The organism is Amycolatopsis sp. A133 (genome assembly GCF_031082405.1).
Taxonomy (GTDB): domain Bacteria; phylum Actinomycetota; class Actinomycetes; order Mycobacteriales; family Pseudonocardiaceae; genus Amycolatopsis.
Window position 1 is genome coordinate 130673 of sequence record NZ_JAVHJU010000009.1, and the last position, 25171, is coordinate 155843.

At 72.6% G+C, this 25171-nt stretch carries 18 protein-coding genes; 12 read left to right on the forward strand and 6 right to left on the reverse strand.

The features are described 5' to 3' along the window. Positions 1-91: 91 nt before the first annotated feature. Positions 92-3073: a BTAD domain-containing putative transcriptional regulator gene (locus tag Q5425_RS12415; RefSeq protein ID WP_308672326.1), complete on the reverse strand. Its 2982-nt coding sequence runs from the start codon at positions 3071-3073 to the stop codon at positions 92-94. Between the two features lie 325 nt (positions 3074-3398). On the opposite strand from Q5425_RS12415, the gene Q5425_RS12420 reads away from it, so the two are divergent. Continuing rightward, positions 3399-3761, forward strand: coding sequence for a DUF488 family protein (locus tag Q5425_RS12420; RefSeq protein ID WP_308672327.1), 363 nt, complete (start codon positions 3399-3401; stop codon positions 3759-3761). A 101-nt stretch (positions 3762-3862) separates the two neighbouring features. On the opposite strand, the gene Q5425_RS12425 is transcribed toward Q5425_RS12420, so the two are convergent. Next, positions 3863-6190, reverse strand: a complete 2328-nt coding sequence (locus Q5425_RS12425; RefSeq protein ID WP_308672328.1) for a glycoside hydrolase family 2 TIM barrel-domain containing protein — start codon at positions 6188-6190, stop codon at positions 3863-3865. Positions 6191-6272: 82 nt separating this feature from the next. Next, complete coding sequence (locus Q5425_RS12430; protein WP_308672329.1) at positions 6273-7307, reverse strand: LacI family DNA-binding transcriptional regulator; 1035 nt, start codon at positions 7305-7307, stop codon at positions 6273-6275. A gap of 162 nt (positions 7308-7469) precedes the next feature. Here Q5425_RS12430 and Q5425_RS12435 point away from each other — a divergent pair, with 162 nt between their 5' ends. The 9 genes from Q5425_RS12435 (at position 7470) to Q5425_RS12475 (ending at position 18552) form a co-directional block, all read left to right on the forward strand. After that, a complete protein-coding gene (locus tag Q5425_RS12435) occupies positions 7470-8987 on the forward strand; it encodes a sugar ABC transporter ATP-binding protein (protein ID WP_308672330.1) in 1518 nt (505 codons plus the stop codon). After that, positions 8984-10024 carry an ABC transporter permease gene (locus Q5425_RS12440; protein WP_308672331.1) on the forward strand — a complete coding sequence of 347 codons (1041 nt, stop codon included), beginning with the start codon at positions 8984-8986 and terminating at the stop codon, positions 10022-10024. Before Q5425_RS12435 ends, Q5425_RS12440 begins: the two co-directional genes overlap by 4 nt. Continuing rightward, positions 10017-11042, forward strand: a complete 1026-nt coding sequence (locus Q5425_RS12445) for an ABC transporter permease (protein WP_308672332.1) — start codon at positions 10017-10019, stop codon at positions 11040-11042. Before Q5425_RS12440 ends, Q5425_RS12445 begins: the two co-directional genes overlap by 8 nt. An 80-nt stretch (positions 11043-11122) precedes the next feature. Beyond that, the gene (rhaS, locus tag Q5425_RS12450) at positions 11123-12184 is read left to right on the forward strand and encodes a rhamnose ABC transporter substrate-binding protein (protein WP_308672333.1); all 1062 of its coding nucleotides are present in this window, start codon (positions 11123-11125) and stop codon (positions 12182-12184) included. Positions 12185-12187: 3 nt separating this feature from the next. Further along, positions 12188-12523 carry an L-rhamnose mutarotase gene (locus Q5425_RS12455; protein ID WP_308672334.1) on the forward strand — a complete coding sequence of 112 codons (336 nt, stop codon included), beginning with the start codon at positions 12188-12190 and terminating at the stop codon, positions 12521-12523. Next, on the forward strand, positions 12520-13683 hold the full coding sequence (gene rhaI / locus Q5425_RS12460; protein ID WP_308672335.1) for an L-rhamnose isomerase: 1164 nt from the start codon (positions 12520-12522) through the stop codon (positions 13681-13683). Before Q5425_RS12455 ends, rhaI begins: the two co-directional genes overlap by 4 nt. A 2-nt stretch (positions 13684-13685) precedes the next feature. Next, positions 13686-15716 (forward strand): bifunctional aldolase/short-chain dehydrogenase, encoded by a 2031-nt coding sequence (locus Q5425_RS12465; protein WP_308672336.1) that lies wholly within the window; start codon positions 13686-13688, stop codon positions 15714-15716. An 11-nt stretch (positions 15717-15727) separates the two neighbouring features. Continuing rightward, the gene (locus Q5425_RS12470; RefSeq protein WP_308672337.1) at positions 15728-17149 is read left to right on the forward strand and encodes an L-fucose/L-arabinose isomerase family protein; all 1422 of its coding nucleotides are present in this window, start codon (positions 15728-15730) and stop codon (positions 17147-17149) included. Positions 17150-17193: 44 nt separating this feature from the next. Further along, on the forward strand, positions 17194-18552 hold the full coding sequence (locus Q5425_RS12475) for a rhamnulokinase family protein (protein ID WP_308672491.1): 1359 nt from the start codon (positions 17194-17196) through the stop codon (positions 18550-18552). Between the two features lie 58 nt (positions 18553-18610). Here the strand turns inward: Q5425_RS12475 and Q5425_RS12480 are convergent, their stop codons facing one another. Further along, complete coding sequence (locus Q5425_RS12480) at positions 18611-18946, reverse strand: hypothetical protein (protein WP_308672338.1); 336 nt, start codon at positions 18944-18946, stop codon at positions 18611-18613. A gap of 106 nt (positions 18947-19052) precedes the next feature. On the opposite strand from Q5425_RS12480, the gene Q5425_RS12485 reads away from it, so the two are divergent. Then, a complete protein-coding gene (locus Q5425_RS12485) occupies positions 19053-20084 on the forward strand; it encodes a LacI family DNA-binding transcriptional regulator (RefSeq protein ID WP_308672339.1) in 1032 nt (343 codons plus the stop codon). Positions 20085-20274: 190 nt separating this feature from the next. Further along, positions 20275-23475, forward strand: a complete 3201-nt coding sequence (locus Q5425_RS12490) for a TIM-barrel domain-containing protein (RefSeq protein WP_396135157.1) — start codon at positions 20275-20277, stop codon at positions 23473-23475. A gap of 70 nt (positions 23476-23545) precedes the next feature. On the opposite strand, the gene Q5425_RS12495 is transcribed toward Q5425_RS12490, so the two are convergent. Together Q5425_RS12495 and Q5425_RS12500 are read right to left on the reverse strand one after the other, a co-directional pair. Further along, complete coding sequence (locus Q5425_RS12495) at positions 23546-24070, reverse strand: DUF305 domain-containing protein (RefSeq protein WP_308672341.1); 525 nt, start codon at positions 24068-24070, stop codon at positions 23546-23548. Beyond that, complete coding sequence (locus Q5425_RS12500; RefSeq protein WP_308672342.1) at positions 24067-24999, reverse strand: DUF1996 domain-containing protein; 933 nt, start codon at positions 24997-24999, stop codon at positions 24067-24069. The genes Q5425_RS12495 and Q5425_RS12500 overlap by 4 nt, the downstream gene beginning before the upstream one ends. Between the last annotated feature and the right edge of the window lie 172 nt (positions 25000-25171).

Sequence of the window (25171 nt, forward strand, 5' to 3'; positions counted from 1 at the left end):
CGCGGCGCGCAACTACAGCGAAAAGGCCGGCCGGTCGCTCGTCTTCACGGGCTCGCACAACATCTCTGCGTAGCGCGCCACCTGCTGACGCTCACCCGGCCAAGCTCGCCAGGATGCTCGCCGCCCGGGTTTCCAGGGGCCGGTAGCCCGCCTGGGCGGCGAGCTTGACCGCCGCTTCGCCGTGGGTGCGGGCCACTTCGCCGTCACCCACGGCGAGCGCCGCTTCGGCGAGGCCGGTCAGTGCCGCGGCTTCGCACCACGTGAAGCTCGTTTCGCGGGCGATGTCGAGTGCCGCCGTCAGGTGCTCGACCGCGTCCGCCGCGCGGTCCAGCCGGAGGCAGGTTTCGCCGAACGCGGCCAGTGCCGACGCCTCGGTGCCGCGGTCGCCGATGCGGCGGGTCAGTTCCACCGCCTCGGCCGCGTCGGCGAGCGCCCGCGTGCCGTCGCCCGCGCGGGCCTCCAGGACGGCCCGGCCGGACAGCGCGGCCGCTTCGCCGTACTGGTAGCCGAGTTCCCGGTTGGCGGTCAGGGCCCGCTCGTAGAACCCGGCCGCGACGGCGTTGCCGAGATCGCGGTGGACGTGCCCGAGGTCGACCAGCAGCACGGCCACGCTGAAGCGCGCGCCGTCGCGTTCGGCGATCTCCAGCGCGCGGCCGAAGTGACCGAGCGCGGCGTCGAAGTCGCCGACCTGCCCGCAGGCGAACCCCAGGTTGGCCAGCGCCATCGTGATCCCCGGCATGGCGGCCTCTTCGCACAGCCGCAGCGCCTCGAGCCCGCACGCGATCGCCTCGTGCGCGTCGCCGAGGCGCTGGTGCACGGCGCTCAGGTTGTTGAGCGCCGCGGCGCGCCCGGCGGGCCACTGGGCCGCCAGCTCGTCGGCCAGCACCGTCGTCAGGTGTTCGCGGGCTTCGGCGTAGCGGCCGCTGTTGACGCCGGCGAGCGCGATGGACAACCGCATCGCCGCCTGGGCCTGGCGGTCGGCGGCCGCCCGGGCGGCGGTCAACGCCGTCGTGGCCGTCTCGATCCACTCGGTGTGGTGGCCGCGGTGGTGGAAGAACGCCCGGAGCGCGTCGGCCAGGTGCCACGCGTACTCGCGCGGGCCGTGCGCCGCCGTGTGCTCGACGGCGGCCGCGAGGTTCGGCCACTCCGTGTCCAGCCAGGCCAGCGCGTCCTCGGTGCCCTCGAACACCGGCTCCGGTTCGGCGCGGGGCAGCCGGAGGAAGTGCGGGATGAGCAGGCGTCCCGCCGCGTCGGCCGTGACGAGGTAGAGGTCGAACAGCCGGCGCCGGGCAGCGTCGGCTTCGGCGGCCGTGTCGTCGGCCGCGACCCGCCCGCCCGCGTAGCTGCGCAGGAGGTCGTGGAAGCGGTAGCGGCCGGGCAGGTGCCGTTCGACGAGGTTGGCCGCGGCCAGGGCCTTGAGCTGCTGGCCCGCCCGGCCTTCGGCGACCGCGGCGAGCCGCGCGGCCACCGGCGGGGTGAACGTCTGGCCCGGCACCAGCGCCAGCCGCCGGAACAGCAGCCGGTGCTCGGCGGGCAGCGCCCGGTACGAGACGGAGAACGCCGTCGTGACCGCGCTTTCCTCGGCGCCGTCGACACTCAGCCCGGCGAGGGGATCGCCGTCGGCGAGCTCGCGGGCCAGCTCCGCGATCCCGGACACCTCGCCGGCGCCGAGGTTCGCCGCGGCCAGCCGCAGCGCCAGCGGGAGGTGCCCGCACAGCCGGGCCAGCTCGGCCGCCGCGGCCGGCTCGGCGGCGACCGCGGGCGGCCCGAGCACGGTTTCCAGCAGCTGCCGGGAATCCTCGGCCGGCAGCACGGACAGCGGCATCGCCCGCGCGCCGGTGCGGGCGATGAGGTCGCCGAGCCGCTGGCGGCTGGTGACCAGCACCGTGCCCGACGGCGGCAGCAGCGGCGTGACCTGCGCGCTGTCGCGGGCGTTGTCCAGCAGGACCAGCACCTGCCGGTCGGCCAGCAGCGAACGCCAGAGCGCGGTGCGGCCGTCCGGGTCCGGCGGGATCGCCCGCGGATCGGTGCCCAGTGCCCGCAGCAGCTGCGCGGCCGCGACGGCCGGGGTGAGCGGCTCGTGGTCCGGGTCGAACCCGCGCAGGTCGAGGTAGAGCTGGCCGTCGGCGAACCGGTCGCGGACGCGGTGCGCCCAGCGGACCGCGAGCGCGGTCTTGCCGACGCCCGCGGTGCCGGTGACCACGCGGATGTCCGGCCCGGGGCCGGTGCCGGCCGGTTCGTCGAGCCGGGCCAGCTCCGCGGCGCGGCCGGTGAAGCCGCGGACGTCGTGCGGCAGCTGGGCCGGGCGGACCGGTTCGGGCGGCGGTTCCGGCGCGACGTCCAGTGCCGGGTCGGCGGCGAGGATCGCGGCTTCCAGGCGGGTCAGCTCCGGCGCCGGGTCGAGCCCGAGCCCGGTCGCGAGCCGGGCGCGCAGGCGGCGGAAGGCGGCGAGGGCGGCGTCGGTGCGGCCTTCGCGGTGCAGGGCGAGCATCAGCTGGCCGACGAACCGCTGCCGCAGCGGGTGCGCGGCGACCAGCGTCGTCAGCTCGGCGAGCACGTCGCGGCCCCGGCCGAGCCGCAGCTGCGCGTCGATGCGGTCCTCCAGCGCGCTCCAGCGGGCCTCGTCCAGGCCGGCGAGCAGCTGCGCGGCGACGTCGCCGGTCGCGGCCCCGGCCAGTGCGTCGCCCCGCCACAGCGCGAGGGCCTCGTCGAGCAGCGCGACGGCGGTTCGGTCGCCGGCCGCGCGGGCCCGGCGGACGAGGGCGGTGAACCGGTGCGCGTCGACGCTGTCCGGGTCGGCGCGCAGCACGTACCCGTGGCCTTCGGTGACGAGTTCGGGGCCGTCCGCGGCGCGGAACACCGCCCGCAACCGCGAGATGAGCGCCTGGACGGTGTTGCGGGCGCTGGCCGGCGGATCGTCGGGCCAGAGCAGGTCCACGAGCCGGTCCATGGCGACCGGGCGGCCGGCGTCGAGGAGCAGGACGGCGAGGACCAGCCGCTGCTTGCGGGAACCGAGGTCGACCGGGTCGCCGTCCGCCGTCGCCTCGACGGCGCCGAGGACGCGGAACTCCACCCGGTCACCTCCCCTTGCGTTCACCCGTTCGTGGGCGGGCGTGCAAGCGTACTGCAAGCGTCGTGCAGGCCCGGTCCGCCATCCTGGCCGGGCCGCTGGACATGATCCCGATGATGTCCACGGCCGGCTCGGCCGCCGGTGTGGTTCCGGCGGATTCGGCTGTCGTTGCTCACGGGCGGCACGAGCTGGGGGTAGGACCACCACGGCGACCCCTCCACGGTCGCCGTGGTGGCCCTTTGTCCCTTTGCTGCGCGGGGCAGCTTCCGCCGGGGGCGGCAGCTGCGTTCCGGTGGCGGTGCACCGCGGCTCGACGCAGAATGCGCGCATGCAGCCGACGGTCGTCCGGGTGGCGCACCTGGCCGACCCGGCCGGGCCCGCCGACGGCGTCCGCGTGCTCGTGGAACGGCTCTGGCCGCGCGGCACCGCCCGCACGGCGGTGGTCCTCGACGGCTGGTACCGCGGCCTGGCCCCGTCCGACGAGCTGCGCACCTGGTACGGCCACGACCCCGAGCGCTTCGCGGAGTTCGCCGAGAGGTACCGCGCGGAGCTGCGCGAGCCGGACCGCGTGGCGGCCCTGCAGCGGCTGCGGGCCCTGGCCGGGGACGGCCCGGTGACGTTGCTGACGGCGAGCGGCTCGCCGTCGATCAGCCAGGCGGCCGTGCTGGCGGCGGTGCTCGCGGGGGAGTAGGACGACGGCCGGGGCTGTGCCGCAGCGCGTTGCCGACCAGGTTCGCCACGACGATGTCGAGCCGCCGCCGGTCGAGCCGGGCGATGATCCCCGGCGGCAGCTCAAGAGCGCGTCGAGGTCGCGGTCACCCGTACCGTCGCCGTCGCCGAGCCGAGCTTCTCGTGGCGGGCCGTGAGCGTCAACGTTCCCGGCGGGCCCGCGAACGGCCGCAGCCACACCGCGGCCGCGCCGCCCGTCGCGCCGAAGTCCAGGGTCGGCTCGCCGATCAGCTCGCCCGGCCCGGTCAACGTCAGCGTCACCGCACCGGCCGTCCCCGCGCGCAGCGTCCCGAAGCGGTCCGTCGCCGCCACGACCACGCGGGTCGCGTCGCCGCCGTCCGCGCGCAGCTCCGGGTCGTCCGGGACGCAGCTGAGCACGTCCCGGCCGCGGTCGCCGCTGAAGCGACGGCTCACGACCAGCCGCCCGCCCGCGTAGCCGTCGATGCGCAGCTGCGGTCGCCGTCCCTTCGGCACGATCAGGTCGGCGGCGAAGGGCGGGTACCGCAGGTGCGGGAAGTCCGCGCGGCGGCTGCGGGCCTCACCGGCGGGCCGGTCGTCGAGGAACAGCAGCAGGCGGTCGCAGTTCGACCAGATCGTCGCGCCCGGCCCCGGGCCGCCGGGCCGCTCGGTGAAGTCCCAGGCGAAGCCGGGTTCCAGGACTGCCCGCACCCGCGGGTCGACCTGGGAAGCGTAGAAGGCTGCGGCCGGCTTGGGGATCCGGAAGATGTCCGCCACCCCGGCGTACTTCGACCCGCCGACCGACCGCTGCCAGCCCGACGGGTAGTCGAACGCGCACCACGCGAGCAGCCCGCAGTAGCGGTCGTCGGCGGCGGCCAGGTCGTGCGCCTTCGCGTGCAGTTCGGCCTGCTGCTGCCGGGTGGCCGCGGCGTCGGTGCGGCGGTACGCGCGCGCCCCGGCGAGCGTCCCGATCGTCTCCGTCACCAGGTACGGCACCCCCGGCCGGGGCGGGCGCAGCCGGAAGGGCGCGCCGCGGCGGGCGGTGTAGTCGTTGTACGCCACGACCTCGACGTCGCGGCCGGCGAACCGGGCGCCGGTGGCGCTGGCCAGCGCGCCGCTGGTCGGCCGGGACGGGTCGAGCCGCCGGGCGAGCCGCCCGGTCCGCTCGTACAGCGCCGTCGTGCCGTCGGCCTCGTTCACCCGCGTGCCCCACACGACGATGCTCGGGTGGTTGCGGTCGCGCACGACCATCCCCGCGACGTCGGCCAGGTTCCGCCGCTGCCAGGTGTCGTCGCCGATGCGGCCCCAGCCCGGGACCTCCTCCCACACGAGCAGGCCCAGCTCGTCGCAGGCGTCGAGGAACGCGCTCGACTGCGGGTAGTGCGAGCAGCGGACCATCGTGCAGTTCAGCTCGCGGCGCAGGATCTCCGCGTCGCGCCGCTGGACGCGGTCCGGCAGCGCCCCGCCGGCGAACGGGTACCACTGGTGGCGGTTGAGGCCGAACAGCTTGAGCCGCCTGCCGTTGAGGAAGAAGCCGCCGGCGGTGAACCGCGCGTCGCGGAACCCGGTCCGGACCACCCGCTCGTCGAGCACCCGGAGCCCGGCCCGGACGGTCACCACGACCTCGCACAACGCCGGGTCCTCGACGTCCCAGAGCCGGACCGCGCCGAGCCCGCCGACGTCGAACTCGGCGGTGGTGCCCGCCACCGGGGTGGTGGCGCGCGCCAGCTCGCGGCCGGCTTGGCGCACCGACGCGGTCACCTGTCCCGCGACGGGCGCGTCGAGCGTGCACGTCAGGTGCAGCGACCGGCCGGGGGAGAGGACGTCGGCGGGCCGGGCGAAGACGTCGGCCAGCCGGGCCCGCGGCACCGCGCCGATCGTGGCGGGGCGGTAGATCCCGGCCGGCTGGTAGAAGTCGATCACCGACGGTCGCGCGCGCGGGAGATTGGGCGGGACGTCCAGCGCCCACCGCCCGTCGACGACCACGGCGAGGACGTTGTCGCCGGTCACGACGCCGGGGAGTTCCACTTCGAAGGGGAGGTAGCCGCCTTCGTGGGTGGCGACGAGCGTGCCGTTGAGGTGCACTTCGGCGTTCGTCATGACGCCGTCGAAGCGGGCGGTGTGGCGCTCGGCGGCCGTCACGGTGAAGTGCTTGCGGTAGATCCACCGGTCCTGCCAGGACGCCGGGTCCCAGCCGGTCCACGAAAGCGGCGTCACGCAGTGGGGCAGCTGCACCGGCACGAGGCCGGTCTCGTCGAAGCCGGGCTCGGTGCCGCCGTCGTCGTACCGCCCGAACAACCAGAAGTCGCCGAGCCGTGCGGTTTCCGGGCCGGCGGCGGCGTGGCCGGCCGACCCGGCGACGGCGGCGCCCAGCAGCGCGGCCCCGCCCGCGGCGAGGAACCCGCGCCGCGAAAGCCGCCGCTGCCCGCCCATGCCGACCTCCGTGCTCCTCGCCCCCGATCCTGCGTCCCGCCCGGTGAATCAGGTGTGGGGTCCCGCGGGTGGCACGGCAGCTTCAGCGCAGGGTCGAGGCGCGAACCACCAGCTCGGGGGTGAACACGACTTTCCGGTGTTCGTGGGCGGTTTCGGTGGTTTCCGCCAGCAGGAGCTCCGCGGCCGTGCGGCCCAGCCGCCGGCGAGGCTGGCGGACCGACGTCAGCGGGACCGCGGCCGCCGCGGCGAACTCGATGTCGTCGTAGCCCACGATCGCCAGGTCGTCCGGGACGCGCATGCGGAGGTTCGCGCAGGTCTGCAGCAGACCCAGGGCGACGAGGTCGTTGGCGCAGAACGCGGCGGTCGGGCGGACCGGCGCGGGCAGCCCCGCCAGCCGCTCGCCGGCCCCCCGGCCGTCGGCCACGGTCAGCGCCGTCGTCGTGAGGTCGACGAGGTGGTCCGGGCCGAGCCCGGCGGCCGTCAACGCCCGCAACGCACCGAGCCGCCGGTCGCGGACCTGGCCCACGCTCGTGTGGTTGCCGATGAAGGCGATCCGCTCGTGGCCCTGTTCCACCAGGTGCCGCACGGCGATCTCGCCGCCGTAGACGTCGTCGACGGCGACCGAGCAGTGGGTGGTGCCTTCGGGCGTGCGGTCGACGACGACCACCGGTGTGCCGCGGCGCGCGATTTCGCCCAGCAGCGGGGCGTCCGGGTCCACCGGCGTGATGAGGATGCCCTGGACCCGCTGCTGCTCGAGGCGCCCGAGGTAGGCCGCTTCCCGCGAGGGCCGGTGGGCGCTGTTGCAGAGGAACAGCGACAGGCCGCCCTCACCGGCGGCGTCCGCGGCGTCTTCCATGCCGGCCGCGACGTCGGTGAAGAACGGGTTGCTGCCGTCGAGCATGACGTAGGCCAGCACCCGGCTGCGCCCGGCCCGCAGCTGCCGCGCGGACTCGTTGCGCACGAAGCGCAGTTCGGCCATCGCGGCCTCGACCCGCGCGCGGGTCGCCGGGCTGACCCGGTCGGGCCGGTTGAGCACATTGGACACCGTGCCGAGGGAGACGCCGGCGGCCGCCGCGACTTCCTTCATGCCCGCCGCGCGCGGCTCCCTGACCACCATCCGACCCCCTCTTCACACTGGCCGTTGAAACGTAACATCAGCGCAAACAAACTGGTGGAGATGTCGTTTGGCCACGACTTCGCCGATGCATTGACTTCCTCTTCCGCCGCATAGTAACTTCACCGCACCAGATTTGTGAAACCTTTCAATCCGGAGGTCGCGATGACGCGCCCACGCCCGGGCCGGGCCCCTCTGCTCGAGGTGCGCGGCGTGACGAAGTCGTTCGGCGCGGTCGCGGCCGTCGCCGGCGTGAGCTTCGGCCTGCACGCCGGCGAGGCCCACGCCCTCGTCGGGGAGAACGGCGCCGGCAAGTCCACGATCGTCAAGATGCTGGCCGGCGTGCACCGGCCCGACGACGGCACGCTGCTGCTGGACGGCGAGGCGATCGAGTTCTCCTCACCCGCCGACGCGAAGGCCGCCGGCATCGCGGTGATCTACCAGGAACCCACGCTGTTCCCGGACCTGAGCGTCGCGGAGAACATCGTGATGGGCCGCCACCCGCGCAAGAGTCTCGGCCGGATCGACCGGGCGGCGATCCGCGCCGAGGCCGAGCGGCTCTTCGCCCGCTTGGGCGTGCGGATCGACCCGGCGCGCCCGGCCCGCGGGCTGTCGATCGCCGACCAGCAGATCGTCGAGATCGCCAAGGCGCTCAGCGCGGACGCCCGGGTGCTGGTGATGGACGAGCCGACCGCCGCGCTGACCCGGGTCGAGGTCGAGCGGCTCTTCACCGTCGCCAGGACGCTGCGCCGGGAAGGCGCGGCGATCATGTTCATCTCCCACCGCTTCGAGGAGATCACCGAGCTCTGCCAGCGCGTGACGATCATGCGCGACGGCAAGCACGTCTCCACCGACGCCCTGGAGGACGTCACCGTCGACGAGATGGTGAAGCGCATGGTCGGCCGCGACCTGGACGCGCTGTTCCCCAAGCAGGACGTCGAACCCGGCGCGGTCGTGCTGGAGGTCGAAGGCCTCGCCCGCGAGGGCGTGTTCCGCGACGTCTCCTTCTCCGTGCGCGCCGGGGAAATAGTCGCGTTCGCCGGGCTGGTCGGCTCCGGCCGGTCGGAGGTCGTGCAGGCCGTGTTCGGTGTCGACGAGCGGGACGCGGGGGTGGTGAAGGTGAGCGGGAAGAAGCTCAAGCCGCACTCGGCGCGGGCCGCGATGGCCGCCGGGATGGCGCTGGTCCCCGAGGACCGGCGGCAGCAAGGCCTGATCATGGACCTCTCGATCGAGCGGAACGTGACGCTGCCCCGGTCACGCGCGCTTTCGAAGCTCGGCTTCCTCACCGGCGCGAGCGAACGCCAAGAGGCCCGGCACTGGACCGAGCGGCTACGCACCAAGTACCGACGGCTCGGCGACCCTGTCGGCACGCTTTCGGGCGGCAACCAGCAGAAGGTCGTGCTGGCCAAGTGGCTGGCGATGGCGCCGAAGGTGCTGATCGTGGACGAACCGACGCGCGGCATCGACGTCGGTACGAAAGCCGAGGTGCACCGGCTGATGTCGGCGCTGGCCGCCGAAGGCGTCGCGATCGTCATGGTGTCCTCCGAACTGCCGGAGGTATTGGGCATGGCCGACCGCGTGCTGGTGATGCGGGAGGGCCGGATCGTGGCCGAGCTCCCGCGCGCCGAGGCGACCGAAGACTCGGTGATGTTCGCCGCGATGGGGCAGGGGGCCGCCGCATGACCGTGACCGAGGAGGCCCCCGTGACCGGGACACCGGCTGTCCACTCCGGACGTTCGTGGACCGCGAACGTGTTCAAGGCCCGCGAATCCGGGATCATCCTCGCGCTCGTCGTCCTGGTCGCGTTCACCGCGACGCAGAACTCGAGGTTCCTGTCCGGGCAGAGCATCCGCGACATCCTGCTGGGGACGGCGATCCTGGCGGTGCTCGCCGTCGGGCAGGCCATCGTGATGATCACCCGCAACATCGACCTCTCGGTCGGCTCGGTGCTCGGCCTCGCCGCTTTCGCCGTGGGCACGCTGATGAAGGACAACCCGGGCCTGCCGGTGGTCGTCGCCATCCTGGCCGGGCTCGCCGTCGGGGCGGTGTGCGGGCTGGTCAACGGCGCGCTGGTGCGCTTCGGGCAGGTGCCCGCGCTGGTCGTCACGCTCGGGACGCTCTACGCCTTCCGCGGGGTCAGCTACTTCTGGGCCGGTGGCCAGCAGATCAACGCCGACAAGCTGCCGGCGTCCTTCCTGGGCTTCGGCACCGCCTCGGTGCTCGGCGTGCCGTGGCTGGTGCTCATCGCGGTGCTGGTCCTCATCGCCGCCGGGATCGTGCTGCGGAGCTACCGCGCCGGGCGCGAGCTGTACGCGATGGGGTCGAGCCCGCAGGCCGCGCAGCTGGCCGGCATCCGGGTCGGCCGCAACACCAGCGCGGCGTTCGTGGTCAGCGGCGCGCTCGCGGGACTGGCCGGTGTCCTGTTCGCCGCCCGCTTCGGCACCGTGGACGCGGCCGCCGGCACCGGCTACGAGCTCAACGTGGTCGCCGCGGCCGTCGTCGGCGGGGTGGCGGTGTTCGGCGGCAGCGGCTCGGTCTGGGGCGCGGGCCTCGGCGCGCTCCTGCTGACCGTGATCGGCAGCGCGCTGGCCGTGCTCGACATCAACCAGTTCTGGCAGCAGGCCATCGTCGGCGCGCTCATCCTGCTGGCCATCGGCGCCGACCGGCTGGTCGCCGTCCGGGTCGCCAAGGCACTGAAGAAGAGGGATTCCCATGTCTGACCAGGGGAACCGGCTCGGGAGGCTGCTCAGCTGGGACGCCGCCGTCGTGCTCGTGACGGTGATCGTCCTGATCGTCGCCTCCGGTGCCGTCGAGAACTTCGGCACCAGCCGCAACTTCACCTTCCTGCTGCTCGACCTGCTCCCCATCGCGCTGGTCGCGCTGCCGATGACGTTCATCATCGTCACCGGCGAGATCGACCTCTCGGTGGCGAGCACGCTTGGCCTGACGTCGGCGGTGATGGGCTCGCTGTGGGACGCCGGCCTGCCGATCGAGACGATCATCCCGCTCTGCATCGTGCTCGGCGCGGCCCTCGGCGCCTTGAATGGCTTCTTCGTCACCGTGCTGAAGCTGCCGTCGCTCGCTGTCACCATCGGCACGCTCGCCCTCTACCGCGGCTTGGCCTTCGTCGTGCTGGGCGACGGCGCGGTCGCGGACTTCCCGCGGGACTACACGAGCTGGGTCACCGGGACGATCGGCGACGGCCCGATCCCGAATGTCCTGATCCCGCTGGTCGTGGTGGCGCTGATCTTCGGTGTCGTGCTGCACGCGACCCCGATCGGCCGCGGCGTGTTCGCCGCGGGCGCGGGGGAGCAGGCGGCCCGGTTCGCGGGTATCCGGACCGGGCGGCTCAAGTTCTGGCTGTACGTCGTGAGCGGTGCGGTCGCTGGGCTCGCCGGGATCCTGTGGACGCTGCGCTACTCCAGTGCCCGCGCCGACAACGGCTTCGGCCTCGAACTGGCCGTCGTGGCCGCCGTGCTCCTCGGCGGCGTGTCCATCTTCGGCGGCAAGGGCACGCTGCCCGGCGTGCTCGCCGGGGTGGTCCTGCTGGCTTCGCTGCAGAACGCCCTGCGCCTGCAGGACGTCTCGAACGAAGCGCTCAACATCGTGACCGGCGTGCTCCTCATCGTGTCGGTCCTGCTTCCCAACATCGTGACTTCGGCCCGCACGGCAGTGCGTCGCCAAAGGCCGGCGGTACTGATCCGGCCAAAAGCAGGCCGGCCCCCAAGCGGCGCTTGACCGTTGCTGCGAAGTCATTCGGCCGTGACTGTGGCCGGATCAGTACCGATTAGTACAGCAACTCCCGAAAGGTGACAAAGATGTCCCGACGGTTCCTCACCGGCGCAGTGTCGGCCGGGCTGGTGCTGGTCCTGGCCGCCTGCGGCGGCACGACCAAGAACGACAACGCCGGCTCCGGCGCCCAGCAGTCCACCGCCGCGGCTGACCCGAACGCGGCGGCGAAGGAGGGCGTCAAGATGGCGTTCCTGCCCAAGCAGCTGAACAACCCTTACAGCGACATCGAGGTCAGCGGTGGCCAGGCCGCGCTCGGTGAGCTGAAGGGCGAGTACAAGCTGGTCGGGCCGAACGACGCGAGTGCGTCGTCGCAGGTCAGCTACATCAACACGCTGATCCAGCAGCAGCAGGACGTCATCGGGATCGCGGCGAACGACCCGAACGCGGTGTGCCCGTCGCTCAACCAGGCCCGCAGCGCCGGCATCAAGGTCGTCGCCTTCGACTCCGACGCGGCGAAGGACTGCCGCGACGTCTTCATCAACCAGGCCACCACCCAGGGCATCGGTGAGGCGCTGGCCAAGCAGGCCAAAGACCTCTCCGGCGGGTCCGGCGAGATCGCCGTCCTGTCCGCGACGCCGAACGCCACGAACCAGAACGCCTGGATCGAGGTGCTGAAGAAGGAGCTGGCGAAGCCGGAGTACGCGAACATCAAGCTGGACAAGGTCGCCTACGGCAACGACGACGACCAGAAGTCGTTCCAGGAGGCCCAGGGGCTGCTGCAGTCGTTCCCGAACCTGAAGGTGATCGTCTCGCCGACCACGGTGGGCATCGCGGCGGCGGCGCGGTACGTCAGCTCGTCGAGCTACAAGGGCAAGGTCGCGGTGACCGGGCTGGGCACGCCGAACCAGATGCGCGCCTTCGTCAAGGACGGCACCGTGAAGCAGTTCGCGCTGTGGAATCCGGCCGACATCGGTTACCTCGCCGCCTACGCGGGTGTCGCGCTCAAGTCGGGGCAGATCACCGGCAAGGAGGGCGAGAAGTTCAAGGCGGGCAAGCTCGGTGACTACACCATCGGCGGAGGTGGCGAGATCGTCCTCGGCCCGCCGACGACGTTCGACGCGAACAACATCGACAAGTTCAACTTCTGACCGATGCCCCGCTACTGCTTCTGCCTCCAGGTCAAGCCCGACCGGAAAGCCGCCTACGCCGAGCGGCACCGGGAGGTGTGGCCCGAGATGCGACAGGCCCTGCACGACACCGGCTGGCGCAACTATTCGCTGTTCCTCCGCGACGACGGCCTGCTGATCGGGTACGTCGAGGCGGACGACCTCGAAGCCGCACAGGCCGCCATGGCGGAGACCGACGTCAACACCCGCTGGCAGGCGGAAATGGCGGAGTTCTTCACCGGCCTCGACGGCAGTCCGCCGGATGAAGGGTTCCAGCTGCTCGACGAGGTCTTCCACCTCGACGTCCGGGAAGGACAGTGATCGCCGTGGATGTCAAAGCGGCCCTGCGAGCTCAGCGCATCGAGACGCCGTCGTGGGCGTACGCGAACTCGGGCACCCGGTTCAAGGTGTTCCCGCAACCGGGTGTCCCGCGGACACCGGAGGAGAAGATCGCCGACGCCGCGACCGTGCACCGGTTCACCGGTGTGGCGCCGAGCGTGGCGCTGCACATCCCGTGGGACAAGGTCGACGACTACGGCGCCCTGACCGCGTACGCGCGGGACGCCGGCGTCGAGATCGGCGCGATCAACACGAACGTGTTCCAGGACGAGGACTACAAGCTCGGTTCGGTCACCAACCCGGACGCCGGGATCCGCCGCAAGGCGACCGATCACCTCCTCGAGGCCATCGACATCATGGACGCGACGGGCTCGCGGGACCTGAAGCTGTGGTTCTCGGATGGAATCAACTACCCCGGCCAGGACGACATCCGCGACCGGCAGGACCGGCTGGCGGCGGCGCTTCGCGAGACGTACGAGCGGCTTGGTGCGGAGCAGCGGATGCTGCTGGAGTACAAGCTGTTCGAGCCCGCGTTCTACGCGACCGACGTCCCGGACTGGGGCACGTCCTACGCCCACTGCATCGAGCTGGGGGAGCGGGCGACGGTGTGCATCGACACCGGCCACCACGCGCCGGGGACGAACATCGAGTTCATCGTCGCCTTCCTGCTGCGGGCCGGGAAGCTCGGCGCGTTCGACTTCAACTCGCGCTTCTACGCCGACGACGACCTCATGGTCGGGGCGGCGGACCCGTTCCAGCTGTTCCGGATCATGTACGAGATCGTCCGCGGCGACGCCCTCGACCCGGCCTACGGCATCGCGTTCATGCTGGACCAGTGCCACAACATCGAGGCGAAGATCCCGGCGATCATCCGGTCGGTGATGAACGTCCAGGAAGCGACCGCGAAGGCGCTGCTGGTGGATCGGGACGCGTTGCGGGCGGTTCAGCAGGCGGGTGACGTGCTGGGCGCGAACGCGGTGCTGATGGACGCCTACAACACCGACGTCCGGCCGCTGCTGGCCGAGCTGCGGGCGGACGCCGGGCTCGACCCGGACCCGATCGCCGCTTACCACCGCAGCGGGTACCAGGAGAAGATCGTGGCCGAGCGCGCCGGCGGCACGCAGGCCGGATGGGGAGCATGAAGATGACCGTGCCGGAGCAGCTCATCGCGCGCAGCAACGCGCTCGGGGCCGACCCGCGCAACACCAACTACGCCGGCGGCAACACCTCCGCCAAGGGCGCCGTCACCGACCCGGTGACCGGCACGCCGGCGGAGGTGCTGTGGGTCAAGGGCTCCGGCGGCGACCTCGGCACGCTGACCGAGGCCGGCCTGGCGGTGCTGCGGCTGGACCGGCTGCGTTCCCTGGTGGAGGTCTACCCGGGTGTCGAGCGCGAGGACGAGATGGTCGCCGCGTTCGACTACTGCCTGCACGGCCGGGGCGGGGCCGCGCCGTCGATCGACACGGCGATGCACGGCCTGGTCGAGGCGCCGCACGTCGACCACCTGCACCCGGACTCGGGCATCGCGCTGGCGACGGCGGCCGACGGGCCGGCGCTGACGAAGGAGTGCTTCGGCGACCGGGTCGCGTGGGTGGACTGGCGGCGGCCCGGGTTCCAGCTGGGCTTGGACATCGCCGCGGTCAAGGCGGCGAACCCGCAGGCGATCGGGGTGATCCTCGGCGGGCACGGCATCACCGCCTGGGGCGCCACCTCGGAGGAGTGCGAGCGGAACTCCCTCGACATCATCCGGACCGCTGAGGAGTTCATCGCGTCCCGGGGTGCTCCGGAGCCGTTCGGTCCGGTCGTCCCGGGTTTCGAAGCCTTGCCCGTCATCGAACGCCGGGCGCGGGCGGCCGCCCTGGCGCCGGTGATCCGCGGGCTGGCCTCGACCGACCAGCGTCAGGTCGGCCACTACACCGACAGCGACGTCGTGCTGGAGTTCCTGTCCCGCGAGAAGCTCGGTCCGCTCGCCGCACTGGGTACGTCGTGCCCGGACCACTTCCTGCGCACCAAGGTCCGTCCTCTGGTGGTGGACCTGCCCGCGACCGCGCCCCTCGACGACGTCGTCGCGCGGCTGAAGGAGCTGCACGGCGAGTACCGCGACGAGTACCGGGCCTACTACGAGCGGCACGCCGTCGCGGATTCGCCCGCGATGCGCGGGGCCGACCCGGCCATCGTGCTCGTTCCCGGCGTCGGGATGTTCTCCTTCGGCAAGGACAAGCAGACCGCGCGCGTGGCGGGCGAGTTCTACGTCAACGCCATCAACGTCATGCGTGGCGCCGAAGCCGTTTCGACGTACGCCCCGATCCCCGAGAGCGAGAAGTTCCGGATCGAGTACTGGGTTTTGGAAGAGGCGAAGCTGCAGCGGATGCCGGAACCCAAGCCCTTGGCCGGACGGATCGCCCTGGTCACCGGGGCCGGGTCCGGCATCGGCAAGGCCATCGCCGAGCGACTGGCCGCGGAGGGTGCCTGTGTCGCCATCGCCGACCTCAACGCCGAGGCGGCCCAGGCCACCGCGACGGGCATCGGCGGGGCCGACCGGGCCGTCGCCGTCACGGCGGACGTGACCGATGCCGCCGCCGTGCAGGCCGCGATCGACGCCACCGCGCTGGCCTTCGGCGGCGTCGACCTGGTCGTCAACAACGCCGGGCTGTCCATCTCCAAGCCCTTGCTGGAGACCACCGAACGGGACTGGGACCTGCAGCACGACGTCATGGCCAAGGGCTCGTTCCTGGTCTCCCAGGCCGCGGCGAAAGCCATGGTCGCGCAGGGCATCGGCGGCGACATCATCTACATCTCGTCGAAGAACTCGGTGTTCGCCGGCCCCAACAACGTCGCCTACGGGGCCGCGAAGGCCGACCAGGCCCACCAGGTCCGGCTGCTGGCCGCCGAGCTGGGCGGGCACGGCATCCGCGTCAACGGCGTCAACCCCGACGGCGTCGTCCAGGGCTCCGGCATCTTCGCCGGCGGCTGGGGCGCCCAGCGCGCCGCCGTCTACGGCGTGCCGGAAGAGAAGCTCGGCGAGTTCTACGCCCAGCGCACCATCCTCAAACGCGAAGTGCTCCCCGAGCACGTCGCGGCCGCGGTGTTCGCCCTCACCGGCGGCGACCTCACCCACACCACCGGCCTGCACGTCCCCGTCGACGCGGGTGTCGCGGCCGCGTTCCTGCGTTGACGAAAGGACCGATGACCTTGGATCGCATCAGCCCGCGCCGCACCCGCGTCGGCTTGGTTTCCGGCGGGCTAGGGGCGTACTGGCCGCAGTTCCCTTCGCTGCTGCCGCAGCTGCGGGCTTCGGCTCGGCGCGTCACCGAGCGGCTGTCCACCATGGACTGCGAGGTGGTCGACGCGGGGTTCGTCTCGGATGCCCAGGAGGGCGCGGCCGCGGCCGAGAAGCTGCGGGTGGCCGGGTGCGACCTGATCGTCGGGTTCCTCACGACGTACCTGACGTCCAGCATGCTGGCGCCGGTCGCGCAGCGCTCGGGCGCGCCGGTGCTGCTGCTGAACCTGCAGCCCACCGAGGCGATGGACCACGAGTCCTTCGACACCGGCGCGTGGCTGGCCTACTGCGGCGCCTGCCCGCTGCCGGAGATGGCCAATGCGTTCCGGCGCCTGGGTGTCGAATTCCGCTCGGTGTCCGGGTACCTGGAGGATGCGCGGGCGTGGACGCGGATCGAGCGGTGGATCAAGGCCGCGGGCGTCCGGGCGGCGCTGCGGCACGGCCGCCACGGCCTGCTCGGGCACCTCTACCCGGGCATGATGGACGTCTCCACCGACCCGACGCTGGTGTCCGCCCAGCTGGGCGGACACGTCGAGGTCCTGGAGATCGACGACCTGCGGGTCCGCGCGGAGAAGGTCACCGAGGACGAGACGGCCGCGCGCGTCGCGCTCGCCCGTGAAGTGTTCACCTTGGACGAGTCCGTTGTGGACGAAGACTTCGCTTGGGGCGCCCGGGTTTCGGTGGCCCTCGACCGGCTCGTCGACGACTTCTCCCTCGACTCGCTGGCCTACTACCACCGCGGCCTCGACGGCGAGACCCACGAACGCGTCGGCGCCGGGTTCATCCTCGGCGCGTCCCTGCTCACCGCCCGGGGCATCCCGGCGGTCGGCGAGTACGAGCTGCGGACGTCACTGGCCATGCTGGTCATGGACCGCCTGGGCGCGGGCGGCTCGTTCACCGAGCTGCAGGCGCTGAACTTCCGCGACGGTGTGGTCGAGATGGGCCACGACGGCCCGGCGCACCTCGGGATCAGCGCCCGCAAGCCACTGCTGCGCGGCCTGGGCGTCTACCACGGCAAGCGCGGCTGGGGCGTGTCGGTGGAATTCGACGTCCAGCACGGGCCGGTGACGCTCTGCGGGCTGGGGCAGCGGCGGGACGGCACGTTCACGCTCATCGCGTCGGAAGGCACGGTCGTGCCCGGGCCGCTGCTGCGGATCGGGAACACGACCTCCCGCGTCGACTTCGGCTGCGACCCGGGGGAGTGGACCGACGCGTGGTCGGCCAGCGGGATCGCGCACCACTGGGCACTCGGAACGGGCCACCGCGTCGCCGAGCTGACGGCCGTCGCGGACCTGCTGGGCCTGGAGCTGACGGTGGTGCGTCCGTGAAGCGAGTCGCGGCCGTCGACCTCGGCGCGTCGAGCGGACGGGTGATGGCCGGAACGGCCGGGCCCTCGACGCTGACGGTCGAGGAGGTGCGGCGCTTCCCGAACGGCGGAGTCCGCGCCGGGCCGGCGCTGTACTGGGACATCCTGGGGCTGTACCGCGAGACCCTGGCCGGGATCCGGGAAGCCGGGCGCCTCGACGGCGTCGGCATCGACTCCTGGGCCGTCGACTACGGGCTCCTGGACGACCGCGGCGCCCTGCTCGGCAATCCCGTCTGCTACCGCGACCCGCGCACGGACGGCGTGCCCGCTTCGGTCTCGGCTCTGGTCCCCGACCGCGAGCTCTACGACGTGACGGGGCTGCAGCAGCTCCCGTTCAACACCCTCTACCAGCTGGTGTCGGAAGCCGGCCGCCTCGACGCGGCGTCGACGATGCTGCTGATCCCCGACCTGCTGAACTACTGGCTCACGGGGTCGATCGGCGCCGAGCGCACGAACGCGTCGACCACGCAGCTGTACGACGTCCGCGCGCGGACGTGGGCAGACTCGCTCGCTTCGCGGGTCGGCATCCCCCCGCGGCTGCTGCCACCGTTGCGCGATCCCGGCACGGTGGTGGGCCCGGCGGACGAGCTGTCCGGCATCCCGGTGGTGGCGGTCGGATCGCACGACACGGCCTCGGCGGTGGTCGCGGTCCCGGCGTCCCCCACCGCGAACTTCGCGTACATTTCGGCGGGCACGTGGTCGTTGGCCGGCCTGGAGCTGCCGGCACCGGAGCTGAGCGACGAGGCGCTGGCGGCGAACTTCACCAACGAGGGCGGCGTCGACGGCACGATCCGGTTCCTGCGCAACGTGATGGGCCTGTGGGTGCTGTCGGAAACGCTGCGCACGTGGTCGACGCCGGACCTCCCGGCCCTTCTTCGGGCGGCGGCTGCCTCCCCGGCACTGGCGGCGGTGGTGGACATCGACGCCCCGGCGTTCCTGCCGCCGGGCGACATGCCATCCCGCCTCTCGGCGGCCTGCGTCGCCACGGGCCAGCGCCCGCCATCCGGCCGGGCGGCGGTGGTCCGCTGCATCGTGGACAGCTTGGCCTTGGCCCACCGCCGGGCCATCCACGCTGCGGCCCGCATTTCCGGACGCTCGGTCGACGTCATCCACTTGGTGGGCGGCGGCGCCCGCAACGAGCTGCTGTGCCAGTCGACGGCGGACGCGTGCGGGGTCCCGGTGCTGGCGGGCCCGGTCGAAGCGGCGGCACTGGGGAACGTGCTGGTCCAGGCCCGGGCGTTGGGGGAGGACCTGCCGGACCTGGCGGCGATGCGGGCTTTGGTGCGGGAAACGCAGGAGATCCGCCGCTACGAGCCGTCGGGAACCGCAGACTGGGCGGCGGCGGAGGCCCGGCTTTTCGGTTGACGGTTCCCATCGGCGAGGAGTTCGGCTCGGCTGCTGGTCCTCCACCGGCCCTCCGAGCTCAGAGGGTGATGTTGCCGTGGATGTCGCGGGCCTGCACGACCTTCCCGGTGACGTTCCCGGTCACCTGGTTGTGCACGCCCCCTTGGCTCTCCGACACCTTCTCCCACTCCGTCCGCAGCGCTTCGGAGAACTCGCCGTCCTCCGCCTCGACCTCCTGCAGGCGCTCCGCGAGGGCGGTGATCGGCCGGTTGTCCTCCGGGGCCGCCGACGCCGCTTCCAGGGCCGCGATGGCCGTGGGGTCCTTGGCGAACTTGCGTTTGACCAGGTCGTACAGGCCTGTTGCCCCCTTCGCCGCCAGTGCGGCGGCGATGGAGATGAGGATCGGTTCGGGCATACGTTCCAACCTAGCCGCGCGCGTCCTGCCGGAGATACAGCCGACCGTGCACGACATTCGCCCGCGGCAATGGGAGAGCGCTCTCACAGCGTGCTAGAAAGGACAGGTGACGACGCAGCCGCCCACCCTGGAGGACGTCGCGCGGGTCGCCGGCGTCTCGCGCGCCACCGTGTCACGCGTGGTGAACAGCGTGCGCAACGTCGATCCGAAGCTGCGGGAGACCGTCGAACGCGCCATCGCCGATACCGGGTACGTGCCGAACCGGGCCGCTCGCACGCTCGTCACCCGGCGCACCGGGGGGATCGCGCTCGTGGTGTCGGAGCCGGCGCGACACGTCGAGGCGTTCACCGGCGGGGTGTTCGGCGATCCGTTCTTCGGGCGCGTTGTCGAAGGCGTGGTCGCGCACCTGCGTCCGCACGGGCTGCACCCGCTGCTGATGCTCGTCGACAGCGACGAAGAGCGGGCGAAGCTGGTGCCGAAGCTGCGCCAGGAGCAGGTCAGCGGGGTGCTGCTGATCTCGCTGCACCCGGCGGAGGACTCCCTTCCGCGCGTGCTGACCGGCGCGGGCGTTCCCACCGCGCTCTTCGCGCGTCCGGGCCGTCCGGCGCCGGTCTGCTACGTCGACGTCGCCCACCAGGACGGCGCCCGGCTCGCCGCGGACCGGCTCGTCTCGCGCGGCTGCCACCGGGTCGCCACCATCGCGGGCCCGGCGGGCACCCCGGCGGGGCAGGACCGGCTGGCCGGATTCCGCGACGCGATGGCCCGGCACGGCCACGCCTACGTCGCGGTGGCCGAGGGCGACTTCACCGAGCGCGGCGGTGAGCTGGCGATGGAGCGGCTGCTCGCCGAGGACCCGGCGCTGGACGGCCTGTTCGTGGCCAACGACCTGATGGCGTACGGCGCCCTGACCGTGTTGCGCGAAGCGGGCAGGCGGGTCCCGGACGACGTGGCTGTCGTCGGCTTCGACGACAGCCGGGTCGCGCTGAGCTGCCGCCCCCGCCTCACGACCGTCCGCCAGCCGGTCGAGGAAATGGGCGCGGCGATGGCCCGGATGGTCCTGGACCGCATGGCCGACCCGGCCCTGCGCGCGGAGTCGGTGATCTTCGACCCGCAGCTGGTGGTCCGCGACTCGGCCTGACCGCCGGGTTCGCGACACGCCCGAGACCCAGCGCGACGGCGCGTCACCGGCCACTGATCTGTCCGGACAGGTCCGTTCAGTGGTCTGGACATCCACGGAGACGTTGTGCTCAGATTTCCAACGTTGTAACGCCGCCGAGTCCCCTTCACCGGAACGGAGTTCCGCCTTGCGGAGCAGAACAGCGAGATCCATGCGGCGGGCCTGCGCGCTCGTCGTCGCCGGGACCGCCGTCGCGGCGGTGACCGTCGCGACGCCCGCCGTGGCCGGGCCCGTGCGCCAGACCGTCACCGCCGGGAACGCCCGCTTCCAGGTGCTGTCCCCGACCCTCATCCGCACCGAGTACGCCGGCGACGGCCGCTTCACCGACGCCGCCACCTTCAACGCCGTCGGCCGCGGCGCCTTCACGCCGACGCCGTACACCAGCACGGTTTCCGGTGGCGTGCTCACGATCCGGACGAGCGCGACGACCCTCACCTACCGGCTGGACTCCGGCCCCTTCGACGGCGGCAACCTCGAGATCCGCACGACCGCGGGCGCGGCCCCGGTGCTCGCGGCGCCCTGGCGCCACCTGACCTGCACGGCCGGCGCGCGCTGCGAGGCCGAAGACCTCACGACCGACGGGCTCGGCGTCGCCACCGACCACTCCGGCTACACCGGCGAAGGCTTCCTCGCCGGGTTCGAGAGCACCGGCAACTCGGTGACGGCCGACGTCCTCGCGCCCACCGCGGGGACGTACTCCCTGACCGCCCGCTACGCCAACGGCCAGGGCGGCGACGGCCAGCACGCCACCCGCACCCTGAGCGTTTCGGTCGACGGCGGCGCGGCGCAGAAGCTCACGCTGCCCGCGACGGCCGACTGGAACGCCTGGGCACTCGCCTCGGTGCCGGTCACCCTCGGCGCCGGCCACCACAGCGTCCGCGTCGAACGGACCGCGGCCGACTCCGGCAACGTCAACCTCGACGGCCTGGCCGTGCTGGCCGCCGGCGCGCCGTTCCCGCCGGCCTCGGCGCGCGCGTTCACCGGCTGTCCGGCCGGGGTGAGCTGCGAGGCCGAAGCCGGGCTCCGCACCGGCTCCGCCGTCGTGGCGACCGACCACCCCGGGTACGCCGGGCGCGGGTTCGTCGCCGAGCTCAACCGCGGCTCGACGCTGACCCACCGCGTGGCGGACGTCCCGGCCGACGGCACGTACCTGCTGCACGTCCGGTACGCCAACGGCCAGGGCGGCGACGGCCGGCACGAGACGAGGACCGCGCCGGTCACCGCGAACGGCGTCACCCGCACGCTGGCCCTCCCGGTCACCGACAGCTGGGACGCCTGGAAGAGCGCGTCCGTGCCGGTCGACCTCAAGGCGGGCACGAACGACGTCGTCCTCGCCTGCCCCGAGGACACCAGCTGCCACGTCAACATCGACACCGTCGCCGTCACCCCGGCCGCGGGCACGGCCCCGCAGCCGCACCTCGCGCTCGGCGGCTACCGGCGCGGCCTCGACGGCGTGAACGGCGACAACGGCGCGCCGTCAACCACCGAAGGGCTCCTGCACCAGGACGGCTGGTACCTGCTCGACGACAGCCCCTCCGCGCTGTACGACACGCGCACGCGCGCGGTCACGCAGCGCCCGTCCCACAGCGGGAACCCCTACCAGGACGGCTACCTGTTCACGTTCGGCCACGACTACAAGGCGGGGCTGCGCGACCTCGCGACCCTGACGGGGCCGCCGCAGCTGCTGCCGCGCTGGGCCTACGGCGTCTGGTACTCCGAGTACATCGACCGCACCGCGGCCGACTACCGCGACACGATCCTGCCGCGGTTCCGCAGTGAAGGCGTCCCGCTGGACGTGCTGGTGACCGACACCGACTTCAAGGCGCCGGACACCTGGAACGGCTGGCAGGTCGACACCGCGAAGTTCCCCGACCCGGCCGGCTTCTTCGCCTGGTCGGAGGCCCAGGGCCTGCACAACAACCTCAACATCCACCCCAGCATCATGGGTTCGGACCCGCAGTTCGCCCGCGCCCAGGCGACGGCGAAGGGCAAGCTGGTCAAGTCGAACTGCGGCAGCGACTGCTACGTCTTCGACTGGGGCGACCCGGACCAGCTCAAGGCCTACCTCGACCTGCACGCAGGGATGATGAAGCAGGGCAACGACTTCTGGTGGCTCGACTGGTGCTGTGACGCGTCGCGGTCGAGCCTGCCCGGCGTCACCCCGGACGCCTGGATCAACCAGCAGTACGCCGACCTCGCGGCGCCCGCGACCGGCCGCGGGTTCGTCATCTCGCGGGCGTACGGGTCGCTGCAGGCGGGTGGCTACGGCGGCCCGACGGCGCTGGCGACCGGGCCGTGGGCGGACAAGCGCAGCACGCTCCACTTCACCGGCGACACGGCCTCGACCTGGGGGACGCTGCGGATGGAGGTCGGCGTGACGCCGGCGGAGTCGGCCGCGACGGGCATGTCGGCCATCAGCCACGACATCGGCGGCCACAACGACACGACCGGCCTGCGCGGCAGCGAGACCTACACCTCCGGTGGCCAGCAGCACCAGACGTTCAAGCTGCCGGACGACCTGTACGCGCGGTGGGTCCAGCTCGGCACGTTCCAGCCGATCGACCGGCTGCACAGCAACCACAGCGACCGGCTGCCCTGGCAGTACGGCGGTGCGGCGAAGGCGTCGGCGACGAAGTTCCTGAACCTGCGGGAAAACCTGGTGCCGTACACGTACACCCTGGCGCAGGAGGCCGCCACGACGGGCGTCCCCGTGGTGCGGCCGACGTACCTGGAGTACCCGGAGGAGCCGGGCGCGTACGCGGCGGCCCAGAGCGAGTACTTCTACGGGCCGGACATGCTGGTGGCGCCGGTGACGTCCCCGGGCACGTCGGCGACGACGCCGGTCTGGTTCCCGCCGGGCCAGTGGACGGACTACTTCACCGGCAAGACGTACGCGGGCGGCACGACGCAGCAGATCACGTCCGACCTGGGCACGATGCCGGTGTTCCTCCGCGCGGGCGGCATCACGGTGACCCGGACGGCGGACGTCACCAACGACGTCCAGAACCCGCTGAACCGCGCCACGGTGACGGTGGCACCGGGCGGATCGGGGACGTTCTCGCTGTACGAGGACAACGGCGTTTCGTCGTCGCGTTCGTCGTCGACGAAGATCACCTACAGCGAGCGCTTCGGGGCGCACACGGTGACGGTGGCGCCGTCGGCGGGATCGTTGCGGGTGGCCCCCCGCGAGTGGACGGTGAAGTTCGTCGGCGTGGCGTCGCCCCCGAGCCGGGTGAAGGTCGGAGCCGGCTGGGCACCGTCATCGGCGTGGAAGTGGGACGCGGCGACGAAGACGCTGACCGTGACAGCGCCGGCTCACCCGGGCCGGGGACCGGTGACGGTCACGTACTGAGCCGCCGGCGGGCGGAGCCGTGAAGGCTGCCGCGAGGGAATCGGATCCCTCGCGGCAGCCTTCACCGATTTCATGCCGTCTTCGCGAGCACCGCGCCTACGCGCGTTCCCTCTGCGCCGACCTCCCCGGCCAGCTCGCGAGTCTCCGGGTCTTCACCGGAGGCCTGCTCGCCGCCGGCCAGCACGACGAGCTGCGCCGCGTGTGCCCGCAGCAGCGCGACCAGGCGCCGGTCGAAGCCGGGACCTCGTTCGCTCCGCAACGCCACCAGGTCGGCCACCGTGACCATGCCCGGCATGCGGTGTCCACTGTGGATGTCGCTCGCCGGCAGCCCGGCCCGGTCGCGGGCCGCGCGCAGGCGGACCAGCAACCGGTCCTGCGGGCCCGCGACAGCGCCGGCCGCCGAGCGGACCGCCGTGCTCGCCGCGTGGTCCGGAGCCAGGCGCGCCGCCGACAAGGCGTTCTCCGTCATCGGCACCACCAGCTGCAACCAGGCCACGTCGGTCGGGTTGAAGGCCGCGGGAGCGGGACCGGCGGTGGTGGCGCAACCGCCCATGATCAGCGCCACCACCGCCGCCCCCAGGGCCCGCCGGTTCACGGACGGCCGGGCAGCCGGTAGTTCGGGCCCAGCACGCTGCCGCGGTCCGGCTTGTACAGGTCGAACCCGCGCGGGTCGCACTGCAGGCCGCCGTTGATGCAGTGCTTCACCAGCGCCGCCAGTGTTTCGGGGTCCCACGCGTTGAAGAAGTCGTAGTGCCACGAGTACCCGCGCCCGCTGGCCAGGTGCACCCCGGTCATGTCGCCGCTCACCGGGAACGCCATCTTGAACTCCAGCATCGGCACGGCCACCGGGTGATCGGCCGGGCACGTCAGCGTCGCCCGGTCCGGGTACGCCACGTGGCTCTTGTGGTCGGCCGAGTCCAGGTGGACGCCGTCCCAGCAGCTCGGCGCCTGGTAGCGGATGTTGAGCTGGCTGCCGGCCACGCACCGCACGGGGACGTCCCAGTTGTGGAAGCTGTCCCCGCATTCCCAGCCTTCGACGGCGCCGGGCGCGTGCTGGAACTCGTCCTGCGTCGCCGTGACGCTCCCGGCCACGTACCGCAGGCCGGGCGGGAACGGCACGACCTTCGTGTAGTCGAGGATCCCGGACTTGTAGTAGACGACCTGCGCGAAGTTCGGCAGGACCACCTGGTTCCCGTTGTACACAGTCGGGAACCAGTACGCGGACAGGTCGTCCGGCGCGATACAGGTCGTGTTGCCGACGCCGGCGCCCTGCAGGGATTGCAGCGTCGTCGCCGCGTTTGTGGTCTTGTTGCCGAGGAACGTGTGGTCGTGCGACGCGCCGGGCAGCCCGGGGAAGACGATCGGGTCGTCCGGCTGGTGGTGGCTGGGGGAGCAGTTGACCTGGAACTCGTGGTGGGTCACCAGGTCGTCGGCCCCGGCGGGCGACCAGGTGGCCGCGGTCAGTAAGGCGCCTGCCAGCACGGTGGCGGCGGTGCAGGCGAGGAGCGCGGCTTTTGTTGCCAAGGGTCCTCCACGGTGAGGTGCCAAGGATGGGAGAGCGCTCTCCCAAAGCATGCGCACCTCGCTGCCGCCGTGTCAAGGAGCACGCGGTTGTCCCAGCGGACAGTCATTGTCGGGTTTCCGGCCGAATCTTGACAACGCGGGGGCGGCTGCCGAACCATCGGTTCCGCTCGGA